The following is a 16,159-nucleotide window of genomic DNA, read 5'->3' on the forward strand; positions in this document are numbered from 1 at the left end:
TTCCTACCTCCCCGTGCTCACCTTTCTGGAGCCGGCCGCCGCCGCCCCCCCCCCCCCCCGGGCTTTGCCGGCGGGGCGCGCCGTCCCCGGCGCCCACGGCTTCAACATCGGGCTGAACCAGGGCGAGATCGCCGGCGCCGGCATCGCCGGGCACCTGCACCAGCACGTCGTACCGCGCTGGTCCGGCGACATGAACTTCATGCCGGTCATCGGCGGCACCAAGGTCCTCCCACAGCTCCTCTCCGACACCCGGGCACTGCTGGCCAAGTCCTGGCCGTGATCAGTCCCCGGCGAGCAGCGGATCGCCGAACGCGGCCCACCGGAAGTAGACCGGGTCCTTGAACGTCGCGGGCACCTTGCCGAGGCCCTGGACGGTCGTGGCCAGTCCGTTGGCGTGCCCAACGGAGTACAGGTAGCCGTTGCCGGTGTCCCGGTCGATGCCGAGCAGGATCGTGCCGCTCCCGCACGGTGCCGCGACCAGGGTCTCGAACACCTGCCAGGTCGAGGTGCGGACAGGCTTGACCTCGGTCCGCAGGGGCTGTCCGCGGACCGCCGAGAACCGTACGGTGGTCAGCTTCCCGTCGCTGCGCGACATCAGGAACGTGTCGTACGTCGCCGTCTGGCTGATCTGCGCGAGGCCCTTGGCGTTCGGGAAGTTCCCGAGTACGCCGTCGTAGTGGTAGTACTGCCGGCCCTCGACGGTCTCGATGCTCCGGCGTTCCATGTTGCCGTTGATGTTCAGCGACCAGGCCGTGTCCCGCAGCCCGAACCCGGTCAGGTCGTAGCTGCGGTAGTTCTGCCAGCCCGGCCCGATCCGCGTGAGGTACTTCTCCAGCAGTGCACCGCCGCCGGCCGGTGTCCGGTACGAGACGTTGTACAGGACGGAGCCCAGTACCGCGTTCCCGATGTGCAGCTCGGACCCTTCGCCCAGGCCGTACCGGAGTTGTGAGCTGATCCTGGCCTGACCCGGCGCGTAGACGCCCTTCGCAACGATCTTGTCGGTCACCTTCGTGACCGGCGCCGTCGCGGTGAACGTCTGCATCCGATGATCCCCGGCGGCCGTCACCGAACCGACCGAGATCCTGCACGGCGTCGTCGTCCCGCTCTGCTCGGCCGTCGCCGTACCCGGCGTGAGCAGCCCCGTAGTGAGTACTCCGGCGGCCAGCAGTCCGCCGTACCCGAGAAACCTGCGCATTCTCCACCACCCCCATTGATGATCGATGGTGGTTGGATGCTGGTCTGGACCGGAAAGTTCGGTCAGCGGAGGAAGAGCGGGAGCATCGGATCGACCAGAGTGGTGAGAGTGTCGAGGGTGACCGGTTGGGGTGGGTCGGTGAGGGCGGTGACGCGGACTACTCGGCGGCCTTGGCGGAAGACGAGTTCGGGGTCTTGGGGGAGGTAGTAGCCGGGGTCGCCCAGCGGGGCGAACTGGGGCGGCGGGATCTGCTGGGCTTCCGGGATCGTCTTCTGGTCGAAGGCCTCGACGATCGAGACCGTGGCGTCGGCCGTGCCCCAGATACAGGTGAGCGCGCCCTTCACCCGGTAGTCGCGGCGCAGCTGGACCTGGGTGCGGACGAACCGCTCGGCCGCCGAGTTGGACAGCTGGCACGTTTCGTCGGCCTGCCGCGCCGGTCGCAGACTCCGCGGTACGGCGTCCCGCACGGCCTCGGCGATCGCGACCGCCGTGGCGCGGTTGACGCCGTCAGGTGTACCGAGGTCGATGCCGCCGGCGGGCGTGACCCGGACCGCGCGGCCGTCGGCGTGGAAGACCAGGCGGGACTCGCCGATCAGCGCCTCCGGGCCGAGTTCGGGCAGCGACCGCACTCCGCCGGCGTCCCGCATCAGCCGGACCAGTGAGTCCGGCCGGCTCGGCAAGGCGCTGACGCCGATCGTGACCCGGCGACCGTCGACGAGCAGTGTGCACAGGTCCATCGCGGGGAGCCCGCCGTCGTTCCAGGCGTTCGGCTTCGCGGTGACGGGGTGCCGCAGGCGGACGGTGAGGGTTCGCGTGATCGCCGTACACACCTGCGGCCCGGGTGCTCCCTCGGTACCGTCGAGGCCCTCGGCCTGTGGGGGAGCGACCCCGGTCGGGAGCACCGTGGTCGGCTGGACGGGCAGCGGCGCTGTGCCGTTCGCCCGCTGCGCGACCGCGCAGCCGCTGGTGAGGAGCAGGAGCACGAGCGCGCCGGACAGCTCTCGTCGCATGTGTCACCTCCTCCCAGACCCAGCATCGCCCCTGGGAGGCTCGATCGCAGGCCGAAAGTCGTGCCTCGTCATCGGATGGTGACCCCGGTGAACTACGATCGCGCTGCCATGCTTAACAGATTCCGGCAGTTCTGGACCAAGGTGATCACGCCGATCGCCACCCTCCTGCTCAAGCTCGGCGTGAGCGCCGACATGGTCACGCTCGTCGGCACCATCGGGGTGTCCGCCGGTGCGCTGATCTTCTTCCCGCGCGGGCAGCTGTGGATCGGCGTCCTGGTGATCACGCTGTTCGTGTTCTCCGACCTGATCGACGGCTACATGGCCCGGACCTCGGGGACGTCGTCGAAGTGGGGCTCGTTCCTGGACTCGACGCTGGACCGGATCGCGGACGGCGCGATCTACGGCGGTCTCGTGATGTACTACGCGAACTCGAAGGCCGGCAACTCCACGCTGATGGCCGCGGTGACGCTGTGGGCGCTGGTGATGGGCGCGGTCACGTCGTACGCGCGGGCCAAGGCGGAGAGCCTCGGCCTGAAGGCCAGCGGCGGCCTCGCCGAGCGCGCCGACCGGCTGGTGTTCACGCTGATCCTGGCGTTCTTCTCGGACCTGTTCGACCTGCCGATCCTGCTCGAGATCGTGATCTGGTACGTCGCGGTGGCGAGCACGATCACCGTCGTCCAGCGCTCGCTCTCGGTCCGCAAGCAGGTCATGTCCGACCCGGCGAAGAACGACCTCGAGTCCTGATGGAGGCCGCCCGGCAGCGGGCCGTCGACCTGGCGTTCGCGCTCGCCTGGATGGTGGTACGGCGGTTGCCCGAGCGGACGGTGATCTGGCTGTTCACGAAAGCGGCCGACCGGACCTACGCCCGGAACGGCCGCGGCGTACGGCGCCTGCGCTCCAACCTGGCCGCCGTCCGCCCGGACGCCACCGACGCCGAGCTGGACGCGCTGACGAAGGCCGGGATGCGGTCGTACCTGCGCTACTGGCAGGAGGCGTTCCGGCTGCCGGAGTGGTCCGGCGAGGAGATCGTCGGCCGGGTCCGGACGGTCAACGAGAAGCTGCTGCGGGACGCGTACGCCGCCGGGCAGGGCGTGATCTGCGCGCTGCCGCACCTGGCGAACTACGACCACGCGGGCGCCTGGGCGGGGCTGACCGGGATGCCGGTGTCGACGGTCGCGGAGCGCCTGCAGCCGGAGTCGTTGTTCGACCGGTTCATCGAGTACCGCAAGCAGCTCGGCATGGAGGTGCTGCCGTTGACCGGCGGCGACGAGGACGTGACCGCCGTACTCGCGGACCGGCTGCGGGCCGGCGGGTTCGTCTGCCTGGTGGCCGACCGGGACCTGTCCGAACGCGGCGTACCGGTGACGTTCTTCGGCCGCCCGTCGCGGATGCCGGTCGGCCCGGCCGCGCTGAGCCTGAAGACGGGTGCGCCGCTGATCCCGGCGACGCTGCACTACGACGGGCCGGACCTGGTGATCACGTTCCACGACACGATCGAGCCGGACAGCGCGGCCGAGATGACCCAGCGCTGCGCGGACGCGTTCGCCCGGGGGATCGCCGAGCACCCGGGCGACTGGCACATGCTGCAGCGCATCTTCCTCGACCAGTAACAATCTAGGGGTGAGGATCGGCGTGGTGTGCCCCTACTCGCTGGGTACGCCCGGCGGGGTGCAGAACCACGTCCGCGACCTCGCCGAGGCCCTGCTCGCGGTCGGGCACGAAGTCTCGGTGCTCGCCCCGGTCGACGACGCCGACAGGGTCCCGCCGTACGTCGTCTCGTCCGGCCGCGCGGTCGGTGTGCCGTACAACGGGTCGGTCGCCCGGGTGACGTTCGGCCCGCGGACGGCGGCGCGGGTGAAGAGCTGGCTCGCCGACGGGAACTTCGACGTCGTGCACGTCCACGAGCCGACCACGCCGAGCGCGTCGATCATCGCGCTCTGGTCCGCGGACGGGCCGTTCGTGGCGACGTTCCACACCTGGCAGGTGCGGTCCCGGGCGATGAGCGTGGCGGCCGGCCTGCTGCGTCCGGCGCTGGAGAAGATCGACGCGCGGATCGCGGTCTCGGAGAACGCCCGCTCGATGATGGTGCAGCACATCGGCGGCGAGGCGGTGGTGATCCCGAACGGGCTGTACACCGCCCGCTTCAAGGGCAGCCCGCGGGCGGAGTGGATGGGCGCGGACGGCACGATCAGCTTCCTCGGCCGGCTCGACGAACCCCGGAAGGGCCTCGGCGTGCTGCTGGACGCCGTACCGCTGCTGCTCGCCGAGCGTCCGCGGCTGAAGATCCTGGTCGCCGGGTCGGGGCGCGCGGACGAGGTGCGGCGTTCGCTGCCGCCGCGGTACCTGGACAACGTGCTGTTCCTCGGCGCGATCGACGACGAGGCACGCGCCGACATGCTGGCCGGGTCGGACCTCTACGTCGCACCGCACCTGGGCGGGGAGAGCTTCGGCATCGTGCTGCTCGAGGCGATGGCCGCCGGCGCGCCCGTGCTGGCGAGCGACCTGGCCGCGTTCCGCCAGGTACTCGACGGCGGCACCCTGGGGGAGCTGTTCGAGCCCGGCAACGTCCCGGAGCTCGCCGGTCGTGCACTCCGGCTCCTGCGCCGCCCCGAAGAACGCGAACAGCTCCGCTCCGCGGGCCTGGCCGCCGTACCCACGTACGACTGGTCGGTCCTACTCCCAGAGCTCCTGTCGGTCTACGAGCTGGTCGCCCGCCGGTAGCGCTCGGCCAGCTTCTCCAGGTACGTCGTGAGCTCCGGCGGGCCCTCCACCACCACGAAGTCCTCGTCCAGCAGGCTCAGGTGCACCGCCAAGCTCTCCACCCGGTCAGCACCGGTCCGCAGCAGGCACCGCTCGTCGTCGATCGGCTCGACCACTCCAACAGCCGGCGTCAACCGCTCGGCCAGCACAGACGCCGGTACGGCGACCTCCACCGAAGCCTTGTACCGCCAAGCAGCCGCGGACGCGCCCCGCGACACGTATGCGGCCACATCCCCGTCCGACGGCAGTTCGCGCGGAGTGAATCGCGGCCCGGTCGGAATCCGCGGCCGTACCCGGTCCACCCGGAACGTCCGCCAGTCGTCCCGCTCCAGGTCGAACGCGACCAGATACCAGCGCCGTCCCCAGTTGACGAGCCGATGCGGCTCCACCCGCCGGAGGGTCGCCGTACCGTCGTGCGAGAGGTAGTCGAAGCGCAGTTGCTCGCGGTCCCGGCAGAGCCCGGCCAGCTGTGTGAGGACCTCTGGGTCGACCTGCGGGCCGGCCTCGTCGGCCGGGACCTGCACCGTGTAGTTGGCGAGCGTGCTGACTCTCCGACGCAGCCGGGACGGCAATACCTGCTCCAGCTTCGTCAACGCACGCAGCGACATCTCCTCGACGCCGGCAACGCCCGCAGCCTTCCGGAGCCCGATCACCACCGCCACGGCCTCGTCGTCGTCCAGCAGCAGCGGCGGCAGCGCGGCACCCGCCCCCAGGCGGTAACCGCCGACCGAACCGCGGGTCGCGTCCACCGGATAGCCCAGCGACCTCAGCCGCTCCACGTCGCTCCGGACGGTCCGCGGGCTGATCTGGAGCCGCTCCGCCAGCTCTGCGCCCGTCCAGTCGCGAGGCGACTGCAGCAATGTGAGCAGCTTCAGCAGTCGTGCCGATGTCTCGATCATTCCGAAAGTCTCGCAGACCATTAGGAAGCTAACTCGCCTAATTGCTTCCTAGATTGAATCCATGACGAACAACACCGAGATCCGACCCTTCCGTATCGACATCCCGCAGGCCGACCTGGACGACCTGCGGAGCCGGCTGACCCGGACGCGGTGGGCGAACGAGCTGGACATCGACTACACGGACGCCGTGCAGACCGGTCCGATGCCGCCGGAGTGGGAGTACGGCGTACCGCTGTCGTACGTCCGGCGGCTGACCGAGCAGTGGCTGACGTCGTACGACTGGCGGGCGTGGGAGCAGCGGCTCAACGCGTACCCGCAGTTCGTGACCGAGATCGACGGGCAGAACGTGCACTTCTTCCACGTCCGCTCCGCCGACCCGGACGCGATCCCGCTGATCCTGACGCACGGCTGGCCGAACACGTCGCTCGAGTACTTCGACCTGATCGAGCCGCTGACCAACCCGCAGGACGGCGAGCAGGCATTCCACCTGGTCATCCCGACCGTTCCCGGTTTCGGCTTCTCCGGGCCCACCAAGGACCGCGGCTGGAACAGGTACCGCGTGGCGGCTGCCTGGGCCGAGCTGATGAGCCGGCTCGGCTACGAGCGGTACGGTGCCCACGGCAACGACGGCGGGTCCTATGTGTCCCCGGAGGTCGGGCGGGTCGATCCGGAGCACGTGATCGGCGTACACGTGACCCAGCTGTTCTCGTTCCCGAGCGGCGACCCGGCCGAGTTGGAGAACCTGACCGAGGAAGAGCAGGGCTATCTGCACTTCTTGCAGTTCTTCAACGAGAACCTTGGCGCGTACGCGAAGCTGCAGGAGCAGGCGCCGCAGAACATCGCTCACGCGCTCGCGGACTCGCCCACCGGTCAGCTGGCGTGGATCGCCCAGCTGCTCAGCACCTGCTCCGACGAGCACGTGCTGACCAACGCGACCATCTACTGGCTGACCAACACCGCTGCGTCGTCAGCGCGCTTCTACTACGAGGACAAGCACGCGGAGCACCCGAAGGAGCCGACCACGGCGCCGACGGCGCTGGCCAGCTTCGCGTTCGACTTCCGTCCGCTCCGCCGGTTCGCGGAGCGGGACCACGCGAACATCGTGTCCTGGCACGAGTTCGACCGCGGCAGCCACTGGGCGACCCAGGACGCACCGGACCTGCTGGTGCAGGACCTCCGCGAGTTCTTCGTCAGATGAGCTTCTCGTGCACGGCCTTGATCTCGTCGAGGTCGCCGGACTCCGGCTTCCACGGGAGGACCATCGGGTCGTCCGGATAGCGCGGGATGACGTGCAGGTGGGTGTGGAAGACGCTCTGCCAGGCGTCGGCGCCGATGCAGCTCAGGAGGTTCGCACCCGTTGCGCCGTCGAGCCGGTCGATGACGCGACCGACCAGGGACTGGGCGAGCAGGGTGGCGGCGGTGAGGTCCTCGGGGGCGGCCTCGCGGAGGTCGGTCGAGTGCGCCCGGGGAACCACCAGCAGGTGCCCGGGCGTCGCCGGCGCGATGTCCATGAAGGCGATCGCCCGATCCGTTTCCGCCACCCGGGTCGAGGGGATGGTTCCGGCCACGATCCCGCAGAAGATGCAGTTCTCGCTCATCCGCCCAGGCTATACACTGCGCTCGCTGAACCTGCCCGACACTAGGAGCCCGATGCCGGACGATCTCCTGCGCCCGACCGTCGGCGCCGGCGTGAACATGTCGGCCCGCCCCTGGCGGCTGATGTCCCAGACGTACGTCGCGTTCTTCGGCGGCGTGATCGCGTCCACGGTGGTCGCCTACCTGAACGCGGGGCGGCTCGGGGTGGACGCCGCGAAGCGCCGGCTGATCCTGCTGTCGGGGCTGGCCGGCCTGGTCGTCGTGGTCGGTGTGTTCCTGCTGCTGTACTCCGACGCCGGCGTCCTCTCGGGGCTCCGGGTCGGGATCCGGGTGGTGGCGGTGTTGTGCTGTATGGCGCAGATCCGGTGGCAGCGGCCGATGGACCGGGCGTTCCAGTTGCGTGGTGCGGAGTACGGGTCGCTGTGGGGCCTGGGGATCGCCGCGACGGTCGGCGGCGCGATCATCGAGGCATTGATCCTCCTTCTGGTGACGGTGGTGCTGTGAACGATCCGAGTGAGTCACGCCTTCAGATGGCCGCGCACTGGTTGCGGATCGCCCGTCCCGACCGGACGCTGGAGGAGCTGCAGGGCCTGTCCGGTGACGCGGCCGTCGACTACCGCGCGTACCTGTTCCGCGGCGCTGCGCTGCATGCGCTCGAGCGGAACGAGGAGGCAGTCGAGGTGCTGCGGGACGGCCTGGCGCAGCACGGACCGTTTCCGGCGATGCTGCACGTGCTGGGTGCCTCGCTGCGGTCGGAAGGCCGACTGCCCGAGGCCGAGGCGGCGTTCCTGCAGGGCCTGAGCCTCGACCCGAACGACCCGGACCTACTGCTCGGGTACGCGCACGTGTGCCTGGCCGCCGGGCAGGCCGAGAAAGCCGGCGCACTGGTCGAGCGGGCGGCGTCGCACGCGCCGGAGAGCGTGGCCGTTTCGGCGGCCCGTGCGCAGGTGGCGTTCGCGCTCGGCAAGGACCGCGATATGCACCGGCACAGCACCGAGGCGCTCGCATACGACCCGGAAGACCCGAACGCCCGCGCCTTGCACGGTACGGCGTCGATGCTGACCGGCGACGCCCGCGCCGGGTACGACTCGCTGCGCTCGGCCGCCGCCGCGCAGCCGGGCGACCCGGACCTGCGCGCGGCCGCCCGGGAGGCGAAGCTGTTCAACCACCCGCTGATGCTGCCGCTCCGGCCGTTCGCCCGGGTGAACCCGCTGGTCGTCTGGGTCGGCGCGGTCGCGGTGATCTACGGCCTCCGCGCCGTCGGCGCCGCCCCGCTGTCGTTCGCGTTCGCGATGATCTGGCTCGCGTTCTGCGTGTACTCCTGGGTCGTCCCACCACTCGTCCGCCGCTGGATCAACCGGAGATGGGGCCAATGAGCAACGATCGGATCGACGCGCTTCGCAAGGCGGTCGAGGCGAACCCGGACGACGTGCTGCTGCGGCTCGTGCTGGCGGAGTCGTTGAACGCCGCGGGTGCGACCGAGGAGGCTCTCGACCAGTACGTCGTGCTCCTGGACCAGCAGGGCCTGTCCGACGACCAGTTCGTACCGGTCGGGGAGCTGGCCGCCGCCAATGGGCGGCTCGCGCTGCTGCGGAACCTGCTGGAGGCGGCCCGCCAGCGCGGCGTGGTCGAGGGCACGGGGCGGCTGCAGCAACTCGTCGACGGGATGATCGCCGAGCGCAGCGGCGTCCGGATCAAGGTCGGTCCCGAGGCGGAGACGGCGCACGAGCAGGAGCTGGTGAAGGAGACCACCACCTTCGACCAGGTCGGCGGCATGGACGAGATCAAGCGCGTCATCCACCGGATGGTGATCCTGCCGCAGAGCCGCCCTGAGCTGTACGAGAAGTACGGGCGGAAGGCCGGCGGCGGCGTGATGCTGTACGGCCCGCCCGGCTGCGGCAAGACGCTGCTCGCGCGGGCGACGGCGGGGGAGTGCGGGCTGCCGTTCGTGAACGTCCGGATCGAGGACGTGATGGACCCGTACCTCGGCGTGTCGGAGCGGAACCTGCACGAGGCGTTCGAGCGGGCCCGGGCGAACGGTCCGTGCGTGCTGTTCCTCGACGAGCTGGACGCGCTGGCGTTCGCGCGGCACAAGCACGGCGGGTCCGAGGCGCGGCGGCTGGTCGACGTACTGCTGCAGGAGCTGGACGCGATCGGTTCCGAGAACGAGGGGCTGCTGGTGCTCGCGGCGAGCAACGCGCCGTGGGACGTGGACGAGGCGATGCTCCGGCCGGGACGGTTCGACCGGGTGATCTTCGTCCCGCCGCCGGACGAGCCGGCGCGCGCCGACATCCTGAGCGTGCTCACGAAGGACGTGCCGGCCGACGGGCTCGACCTGAAGGCGCTGGCCGCGCAGACCCCGATGTTCAGCGGCGCGGACCTGCGCGCGCTGATCGAGCGCGGCGTCGACAAAGTGATCGACGAGGCGCTGTCCACCGGCGGCGAGCCTCCGCTCGGCATGCAGCACCTGACCGGCGCGCTCGCCGCGGTGAAACCGTCGACCCTCGACTGGCTGCACCGCGTGCGCTCCTACATCGAGTTCGCCAACCAGAGCGAGCGCTACGACGACGTCGCCGCGTACCTGAAGTCCCGCGACGTCCGCCGCCGCCTCAACAAACCCTGATCGATCACTTCAGCTTGGCGGCCACGGAGTCCGGCATCGCCTCGTAGCGGGAGAACTCGCGGCTGAACGACGCCGCGCCGTGGGACAGCGAGCGGAGGTCGATGGTGTAGCGGGTGATCTCCACCTGCGGCACCTCGGCCTTCACCAGGGTCCGGCTCTCGCCGACCTTGTCGGTGCCGAGCAGCCGCCCGCGGCGCCCGGACAGGTCGCTCATCACCGCGCCGACCAGGTCGTCCGGCACCAGCACCGAGACCAGGTCGACCGGCTCGAGCATCGCGACCCGGGACGCGGCCGCGGCCTCCCGCAGCGCCAGCCCGCCGGCCATCTGGAACGCCATGTCGGACGAGTCGACGCTGTGCGCCTTGCCGTCGGTGAGGGTGACCCGGATGTCGACCATCGGGTACCCGGCGGCGACGCCCTTCTCCATCTGCGCCCGGACGCCCTTCTCCACGCTCGGGATGAACTGCCGCGGCACCGCCCCGCCGACCACCTTGTCGACGAACTCGAACCCGCTGCCCTCCGGCAGCGGCTCGACCTCGATGTCGCAGACGGCGTACTGGCCGTGGCCGCCGGACTGCTTCACGTGCCGCCCGTGGCCCTTGGCCGGACCGCCGAACGTCTCCCGCAGCGGCACCCGGAGCTCGACGGTGTCGACGGTCACGCCGTACCGGTTCGCGAGCGCGTCCAGGACGACGTCCGAGTGCGCCTCGCCCATGCACCACAGCACGATCTGGTGGGTCTCCGGGTTCTGCTCGATCCGCAGCGTCGGATCCTCCGCGGCGAGCCGCTGCAGGCCGACGCCGAGCTTGTCCTCGTCGGTCTTGGCGTGCGCCTGGACGGCGATCGGCAGCAACGGCTCCGGCATCGTCCACGGCTTCAGCAGCAGCGGATCGGACTTGTCGGACAGCGAGTCGCCGGTCTCCGCGCGGGTCAGCCGGCCGATCGCGCACAGGTCGCCGGCGACCACCTCGCCGGCCGGGCGCTGGGTCTTCCCGAGCGGGAACGACAAGGTGCCGATCCGCTCGTCCTCGTCGTGGTCCTCGTGCGAGTTGTGTTCGCCGAAGAACGACGTGAAATGGCCCGACACGTGAACCGTCGCGTCGGGCCTGATGGTGCCGGAGAACACCCGGACCAGGCTGACCCTCCCGACGTACGGGTCGGACGTCGTCTTCACCACCTCCGCGAGCAGCGGGCCGTCCGGATCGCAGGCCAGGCCCTTACGGGCGACCCCGTGCGGGTTGAAGGCCTCCGGGAGGGTGTGCTCGGGCGGCGACGGGAACCCGCTGGTGATCACCTCGAGCAGCTCGTAGGTGCCGATCCCGGACGCGCTGCAGACCGGGATCACCGGGAAGAACGAGCCGCGGGCGACCGCCCGTTCGAGGTCCTGGATCAGCACCTTCTGGTCGATCTCCTCGCCGCCGAGGTACCGGTCCATCAGCGATTCGTCCTCGGACTCCTCGATGATGCCCTCGATCAGGGTGCCGCGGAGCTCCTCGATCTGGTCCGCGTACGCCGGGTCGGCCGCGGCGGCGGAGCGCTTGCCGCCGGAGTACTCGTAGTACGACTGGGAGAGCAGCCCGATCAGCCCGTCACCGGCGGGCAGGTACAGCGGCAGCACCTTGTCGCCGAACGCGGTCTGCGCGGTGGCCAGTGCGTTCTGGTAGTTGGCCCGGGCGTGGTCGAGCTTGGTGATCACCACGGCGCGCGGCATCCCGACCTCCTGGCACTCCTGCCAGACGGTACGGGTCGGCTCGTCGACGCCCTCGCTCGCCGAGATCACGAACAGCGCGCAGTCCGCGGCGCGCAGGCCGGCCCGCAGCTCGCCGACGAAATCGGCGTACCCCGGGGTGTCGATCAGGTTCACCTTGACTCCGTCGTGGGGGAGCGAGGCGAGCGAGAGCCCGACCGAGCGCTGCTGCCGGATCTCGGCGTCGTCGAAGTCGCACACGGTGGTTCCGTCGACGACGGTGCCGGGTCTGTTCAGGACTCCGGAGGCCACCAGCAGGGCCTCGACGAGGGTGGTCTTGCCGGCGCCCGACGGGCCGACCAGCACCACGTTGCGGATGGCGGCCGGGCTGTCCACAGCGGGCGCGGCTCCGGTGCCTTGGGAAGTGTTCGTCTTGTCTGCCATGACGTTCCTCCTGGTCCACCCACGATTCCCCTATCGGACACTTCGCACAAGTGCCCTCACCCGTGCGGACCCCGCGAATCGATAGGGTCCCGGGTATGCGTAGGGCACTCGGGGTCGTCATCAGCACGTTGTTCGCGGTACTGGCGGTGGCGGGTTTCGCGCTGCCCGCGAGCGCGCGCCCGGCGGAGTACGGCGACAAGGTCACGAACTTCGCGATCGACTACACCGTCACCCCGGACGGCGTCCTGCAGGTCACCGAGACGATCGACTATCACTTCGCGTCCAGCGGCCGGCACGGCATCTTCCGGAACCTGGTGACCCGGGAGCCGTACGCCGACGACGACTCGAAGGACCAGGAGTACCAGGTCTCGAAGATCGACGTCTCGTCACCGAGTGGTGCTCCTGCTGACTTCACCGTCCACACCACGTCGTCCAATCACGGACGGTACGAGACGACCCAGATCAAGATCGGTGACGCCGACAAGACGGTGCCCGGCACCGAGGCGACGTACAAGATCACCTACGACGTCCGCGGTGCGCTGCGGCACTTCGCCGACCACAGCGAGCTGTACTGGGACGCTACCGGCAACGGCTGGGAGGCCGACCTGGAGAACGTCCAGGTCAACGTCGCCGTCCCGCGGGGCGTCACCAAGGTCGAGTGCTTCACCGGAACGCACGGCTCGAAGCAGAACTGCCCGTCCAGCGACGTCGTCGGCGGCAAGGGCGTGTTCCAGGCCACCAACCTGACGAACAGCGACCAGTTGACGATCGTCGCCGGCATCACCGCGGGCGCCGTCCGGAACGACGCGCCGATCCTGGTGAAGCCGCCGAGCTGGCTGGAGCGCAACGGCCTGTCCTGGCTGCAGGTGATCGGCTCCGGCGTCGTCACCGTGCTCGCGCTGGTGATCGCCGCGCTGTACGCGAAACTCGGCAACAAGGACCAGCGGTACGCCGGGATGCCGCCGGGCACGTTCCCGCCGGAGGGGACCAACGCCCAGCCGGTCAAGGACGACCTCCGCGAGGACCAGATCCCGGTCGCGTTCGCGCCGCCGAAGATCCCGGTCGCCGAGGGCGGCCTGCTGATCGACGCGAAGGCGACCACGGTCGAGACGGCCGCGACGCTGATCGACATGGCGGTCCGCGGCGGGGTCCGGATCGACAACGACGGCGAGACCCGGAAGGCCGTGCTGCTGAACCCGGCGGCCGCCACCGCACCGCACGAGCAGGCGCTGATGCTCGGGCTGTTCCCGAGCCTGCAGCCCGGCTCCGAGGTGGTGCTGGAGCGCGGCGCGGTCGGCGACCACACGATGCGCAACGCGCACGACGCGATGATCAAGGCGCTCCGCGACCAGGTGAAGGCGCGGCAGTGGTACCTGCGGATGCCGCGGGCCGCCGGCGGCTCGCCGTTCAAGAGCGGTTTCGGGTGTGCCTGCCTGGCGATGATCGGGATCTGGGGCGTCGGCGGCGGCCTGTTCGGGATCATCGGTAGTGCCGCGACCGGTGGTGCAGGCCGAGCGATCGTGGTCGCGATCCCGGTGGTCGCGGTGGTCATTGCCATCGGCACCTGGATCGCGATCCGTGGCCGGGGGCAACGGAATCCGGCCGGCCGGGCGGTCACCGACCAGGTGGTGGGCTTCCAGACGTACCTGGCCACCGCCGAGGCGCAGCAGCTCCGCTTCGAGGAGGGCGAGGACATCTTCTCGAAGTACTTGCCCTGGGCCATCGCTTTCGGTCTCGCCGACCGCTGGCAGAAGGTCTGCGAGCAGCTCGTCGCCGCCGGCCGCATCCCGCCGGACCCGTACTGGTACTCGGGCCCGTCGTACTACACGTCCGGGTGGACCGCGGGCGCCGTCGGTTCGACGGTCGCGCACAGCTTCGACGCACCGCCGACGCCGTCCAGCTCCGGCGGTGGCGGCGGCAGCTCGTCCGGCTTCAGCGGCGGCGGCTTCTCCGGCGGCGGTGGCGGCGGTGGCGGCGGCGGCAGCTGGTAGTGGCCCGTCGAGCCGCTACGGTCCCGGGTATGCACAGGGGGATCGGGGTACTCGTCAGCAGCCTCTTCGTCGCGGTTGCGGCCGGTGTTCCCGCCGCGGCGGCGCCGGCGGAGTACGGCGACGAGATCGAGACGTTCGCGGTCAACTACAGGGTTTCGGCGGACGGCGTACTGCATGTCACCGAGTCGATCGACTACAAGTTCGCGGGGACCGGACGGCACGGGATCTACCGCGACCTGGTGATCCGCGAGCCGTACGCCGACGACCGGTCGAAGGACCAGAAGTACGTGGTCTCGAACATCTCGGTGTCCAGCCCGGACGCGCCGGACCAGTTCACCACCTCGACGACGAAGGCCAACGGCGATCGGGACCAGGCGCTCCGGATCAAGATCGGCTCCAAGGACCGGACGATCTGGGGCGACGAGGCGACGTACCTGATCTCGTACGACGTCCGCGGCGCGCTCCGGCACTTCGCGGACCACAGCGAGCTGTACTGGGACGCCACCGGCTCGCAGTGGGACGCCGAAATGGCCAAGACAACCGTCAGAGTCCAGGTGCCGGAGGGAGTCCAGAAGGTCGCCTGCTACAGCGGCCTGCCGGGCTCGACGAGGGAATGCGACAGCGCGTCGGTGAACGGCGGCGTCGGGCAGTTCAGCACCGAGGACCTGGCGAGTGGGAACCAGTTGACGATCGTCGCCGGCATCAAGCCCGGCGTGGTTCAGAACGACACCCCGATCGTCGTCGGCCCGCCGAACTGGCTCGAGCGCAACTCGCTGTCCTGGCTCGCGGTGGCCGGCGCCGCGGTTGCCACCCTGCTCGGGATCGGCGGCGCCGTCCTCTACCGCCGGCTGGGCGTCCGCGACCAGCGGTACGCCGGGCTGCCGCCTGGGGCCCTGCCGCCGGACGGCGCGACCGCCCCGATCGCGAAGGACACGCTCAGCGACGCCCAGCTTCCGGTCGCGTTCGCGCCGCCCGCGGTACCGGTCGGCGAGGCAACGCTGATGATCGACCCGGCCGCGAACGACTCGGTGGTCGCGGCCACCATGATCGACCTGGCCGTGCGCGGCGCCGTACGGCTGGAGAACCCCGAGGCCGGCGCGCGGAAGGCCGTCCTGGTCGACCAGGAGGTCGCGAGCACCGCGTATGAGAAGACCCTGCTCAAGGGCCTGTTCCCGACGATGGAGGCCGGCTCGGAGCGGCTGCTGCAGCGTCCCGAGGCCGGCGACAACAAGGTCGCGGAGTCGGCGGCCCGGACGGTGCTGGAGCTGTGGCAGCAGGTCGGCGCGCGGGGCTGGTACCTGAAGTTGCCCGCCGCGTCCGGGTACGGCGACGGCACGGTCGTCGTGGGCGTCTTCGCGACGATCGTGCTCTGCCTGATCGCCGTCGTCCTGGCCCGGCTCGGCGGCGTGGTGACCGGAGCCCGGGTGTTCATGCTGCTCGTCGCGGGCAGCGCGCTGCTGGTCCCCGTGTGGATGTGGGTGCACGGGGTACGCCGTGGCCGGCGGAGCGCGGCCGGACGCGCCATTGCGGACCAGGTGCTCGGTTTCCGGATGTACCTGACGACCGCGGAGGCGGATCAGTTGCGCTTCGAGGAAGGCGAGGACATCTTCTCGAAGTACCTGCCCTGGGCGATCGCCTTCGGGACGGCGAACCGCTGGCAGCGGGTGTGCGCGGAGCTGGTCGAGGCGGGCCGGTTGACGCCGGATCCCGTCTGGTACGTCGGCACGAGGCCGTACTACTACTCGAACTGGCTGGCGTCGTCGATGAGCCAGTCCGTCCAGACCACGTTCTCGCAGCCGCCCGCCCCGGCGTCCGCGGCCGGTTCGGGCGGCGGCAGCTCGTCCGGCTTCAGCTCGTACAGCGGTTCGTCCTCCTCGTCGTCCGGCTCCGCTGGTGGCGGAGGCGGCGGTGGGGGCGGCGGCAGCTGGTAGTCGCGACCTCGGCCCTCGGTAGG

The 16,159-nt window shown here is 70.4% G+C and carries 15 protein-coding genes; 10 read left to right on the top strand and 5 right to left on the bottom strand.

Features of this window, described 5'->3' with window-relative positions; genetic code table 11:
- Positions 1–25 precede the first annotated feature (25 nt).
- Positions 26–280 (top strand): hypothetical protein, encoded by a 255-nt coding sequence (locus AB0M51_RS07245; RefSeq protein ID WP_363748510.1) that lies wholly within the window; start codon positions 26–28, stop codon positions 278–280.
- Here AB0M51_RS07245 and AB0M51_RS07250 read toward each other — a convergent pair whose 3' ends face one another.
- Positions 281–1,195 (bottom strand): hypothetical protein, encoded by a 915-nt coding sequence (locus tag AB0M51_RS07250; protein WP_344196428.1) that lies wholly within the window; start codon positions 1,193–1,195, stop codon positions 281–283.
- Between the two features lie 62 nt (positions 1,196–1,257).
- Entirely contained in the window at positions 1,258–2,205 is a 948-nt protein-coding gene (locus tag AB0M51_RS07255) for a hypothetical protein (protein WP_344196427.1), read from the bottom strand.
- Between the two features lie 108 nt (positions 2,206–2,313).
- On the opposite strand from AB0M51_RS07255, the gene pgsA reads away from it, so the two are divergent.
- The 3 genes from pgsA to AB0M51_RS07270 are packed head-to-tail and all read left to right on the top strand — an operon-like array spanning position 2,314 to position 4,926.
- The gene (pgsA, locus tag AB0M51_RS07260) at positions 2,314–2,949 is read left to right on the top strand and encodes a phosphatidylinositol phosphate synthase (protein ID WP_344196425.1); all 636 of its coding nucleotides are present in this window, start codon (positions 2,314–2,316) and stop codon (positions 2,947–2,949) included.
- The gene (locus AB0M51_RS07265) at positions 2,949–3,815 is read left to right on the top strand and encodes a phosphatidylinositol mannoside acyltransferase (RefSeq protein ID WP_344196423.1); all 867 of its coding nucleotides are present in this window, start codon (positions 2,949–2,951) and stop codon (positions 3,813–3,815) included. The genes pgsA and AB0M51_RS07265 overlap by 1 nt, the downstream gene beginning before the upstream one ends.
- Before the next feature lie 10 nt (positions 3,816–3,825).
- On the top strand, positions 3,826–4,926 hold the full coding sequence (locus AB0M51_RS07270; RefSeq protein WP_344196421.1) for a glycosyltransferase family 4 protein: 1,101 nt from the start codon (positions 3,826–3,828) through the stop codon (positions 4,924–4,926).
- Here AB0M51_RS07270 and AB0M51_RS07275 read toward each other — a convergent pair.
- Positions 4,902–5,864 (bottom strand): YafY family protein, encoded by a 963-nt coding sequence (locus AB0M51_RS07275; RefSeq protein WP_344196419.1) that lies wholly within the window; start codon positions 5,862–5,864, stop codon positions 4,902–4,904. The genes AB0M51_RS07270 and AB0M51_RS07275 overlap by 25 nt on opposite strands.
- Before the next feature lie 61 nt (positions 5,865–5,925).
- Between AB0M51_RS07275 and AB0M51_RS07280 the strand changes: the two genes are divergently transcribed.
- Entirely contained in the window at positions 5,926–7,062 is a 1,137-nt protein-coding gene (locus tag AB0M51_RS07280; RefSeq protein ID WP_344196418.1) for an epoxide hydrolase family protein, read from the top strand.
- Here AB0M51_RS07280 and AB0M51_RS07285 read toward each other — a convergent pair.
- Positions 7,055–7,462 (bottom strand): HIT family protein, encoded by a 408-nt coding sequence (locus AB0M51_RS07285; protein ID WP_344196416.1) that lies wholly within the window; start codon positions 7,460–7,462, stop codon positions 7,055–7,057. The genes AB0M51_RS07280 and AB0M51_RS07285 overlap by 8 nt on opposite strands.
- 52 nt (positions 7,463–7,514) lie before the next feature.
- Between AB0M51_RS07285 and AB0M51_RS07290 the strand changes: the two genes are divergently transcribed.
- The 3 genes from AB0M51_RS07290 to AB0M51_RS07300 are packed head-to-tail and all read left to right on the top strand — an operon-like array spanning position 7,515 to position 10,083.
- Positions 7,515–7,964 (top strand): hypothetical protein, encoded by a 450-nt coding sequence (locus AB0M51_RS07290; RefSeq protein ID WP_344196414.1) that lies wholly within the window; start codon positions 7,515–7,517, stop codon positions 7,962–7,964.
- Positions 7,961–8,836 (top strand): tetratricopeptide repeat protein, encoded by an 876-nt coding sequence (locus AB0M51_RS07295; protein WP_344196413.1) that lies wholly within the window; start codon positions 7,961–7,963, stop codon positions 8,834–8,836. Before AB0M51_RS07290 ends, AB0M51_RS07295 begins: the two co-directional genes overlap by 4 nt.
- Positions 8,833–10,083 carry a tetratricopeptide repeat protein gene (locus tag AB0M51_RS07300; RefSeq protein WP_344196411.1) on the top strand — a complete coding sequence of 417 codons (1,251 nt, stop codon included), beginning with the start codon at positions 8,833–8,835 and terminating at the stop codon, positions 10,081–10,083. Before AB0M51_RS07295 ends, AB0M51_RS07300 begins: the two co-directional genes overlap by 4 nt.
- A gap of 4 nt (positions 10,084–10,087) precedes the next feature.
- Here the strand turns inward: AB0M51_RS07300 and AB0M51_RS07305 are convergent, their stop codons facing one another.
- On the bottom strand, positions 10,088–12,214 hold the full coding sequence (locus tag AB0M51_RS07305; protein ID WP_344196410.1) for an elongation factor G-like protein EF-G2: 2,127 nt from the start codon (positions 12,212–12,214) through the stop codon (positions 10,088–10,090).
- Between the two features lie 95 nt (positions 12,215–12,309).
- On the opposite strand from AB0M51_RS07305, the gene AB0M51_RS07310 reads away from it, so the two are divergent.
- Positions 12,310–14,205 (top strand): DUF2207 domain-containing protein, encoded by a 1,896-nt coding sequence (locus AB0M51_RS07310; protein ID WP_344196407.1) that lies wholly within the window; start codon positions 12,310–12,312, stop codon positions 14,203–14,205.
- Positions 14,206–14,234: 29 nt separating this feature from the next.
- Positions 14,235–16,136 carry a DUF2207 domain-containing protein gene (locus AB0M51_RS07315; RefSeq protein ID WP_344196404.1) on the top strand — a complete coding sequence of 634 codons (1,902 nt, stop codon included), beginning with the start codon at positions 14,235–14,237 and terminating at the stop codon, positions 16,134–16,136.
- Positions 16,137–16,159 lie beyond the last annotated feature (23 nt).

This window comes from Kribbella sp. NPDC051137 (genome assembly GCF_040682535.1).
GTDB classification, from domain to species: Bacteria; Actinomycetota; Actinomycetes; order Propionibacteriales; family Kribbellaceae; genus Kribbella; species Kribbella karoonensis.

Bases quoted from the DNA above. Each gene is read 5' to 3' on its own strand.
- AB0M51_RS07250 (WP_344196428.1), bottom strand. From the start codon at position 1,195: ATGCGCAGGTTTCTCGGGTACGGCGGACTGCTGGCCGCCGGAGTACTC.
- AB0M51_RS07265 (WP_344196423.1), top strand. From the start codon at position 2,949: ATGGAGGCCGCCCGGCAGCGGGCCGTCGACCTGGCGTTCGCGCTCGCC.
- AB0M51_RS07285 (WP_344196416.1), bottom strand. From the start codon at position 7,462: ATGAGCGAGAACTGCATCTTCTGCGGGATCGTGGCCGGAACCATCCCC.
- AB0M51_RS07300 (WP_344196411.1), top strand. From the start codon at position 8,833: ATGAGCAACGATCGGATCGACGCGCTTCGCAAGGCGGTCGAGGCGAAC.
- AB0M51_RS07280 (WP_344196418.1), top strand. From the start codon at position 5,926: ATGACGAACAACACCGAGATCCGACCCTTCCGTATCGACATCCCGCAG.
- AB0M51_RS07310 (WP_344196407.1), top strand. From the start codon at position 12,310: ATGCGTAGGGCACTCGGGGTCGTCATCAGCACGTTGTTCGCGGTACTG.
- AB0M51_RS07275 (WP_344196419.1), bottom strand. From the start codon at position 5,864: ATGATCGAGACATCGGCACGACTGCTGAAGCTGCTCACATTGCTGCAG.
- pgsA (WP_344196425.1), top strand. From the start codon at position 2,314: ATGCTTAACAGATTCCGGCAGTTCTGGACCAAGGTGATCACGCCGATC.
- AB0M51_RS07315 (WP_344196404.1), top strand. From the start codon at position 14,235: ATGCACAGGGGGATCGGGGTACTCGTCAGCAGCCTCTTCGTCGCGGTT.
- AB0M51_RS07255 (WP_344196427.1), bottom strand. From the start codon at position 2,205: ATGCGACGAGAGCTGTCCGGCGCGCTCGTGCTCCTGCTCCTCACCAGC.
- AB0M51_RS07305 (WP_344196410.1), bottom strand. From the start codon at position 12,214: ATGGCAGACAAGACGAACACTTCCCAAGGCACCGGAGCCGCGCCCGCT.
- AB0M51_RS07290 (WP_344196414.1), top strand. From the start codon at position 7,515: ATGCCGGACGATCTCCTGCGCCCGACCGTCGGCGCCGGCGTGAACATG.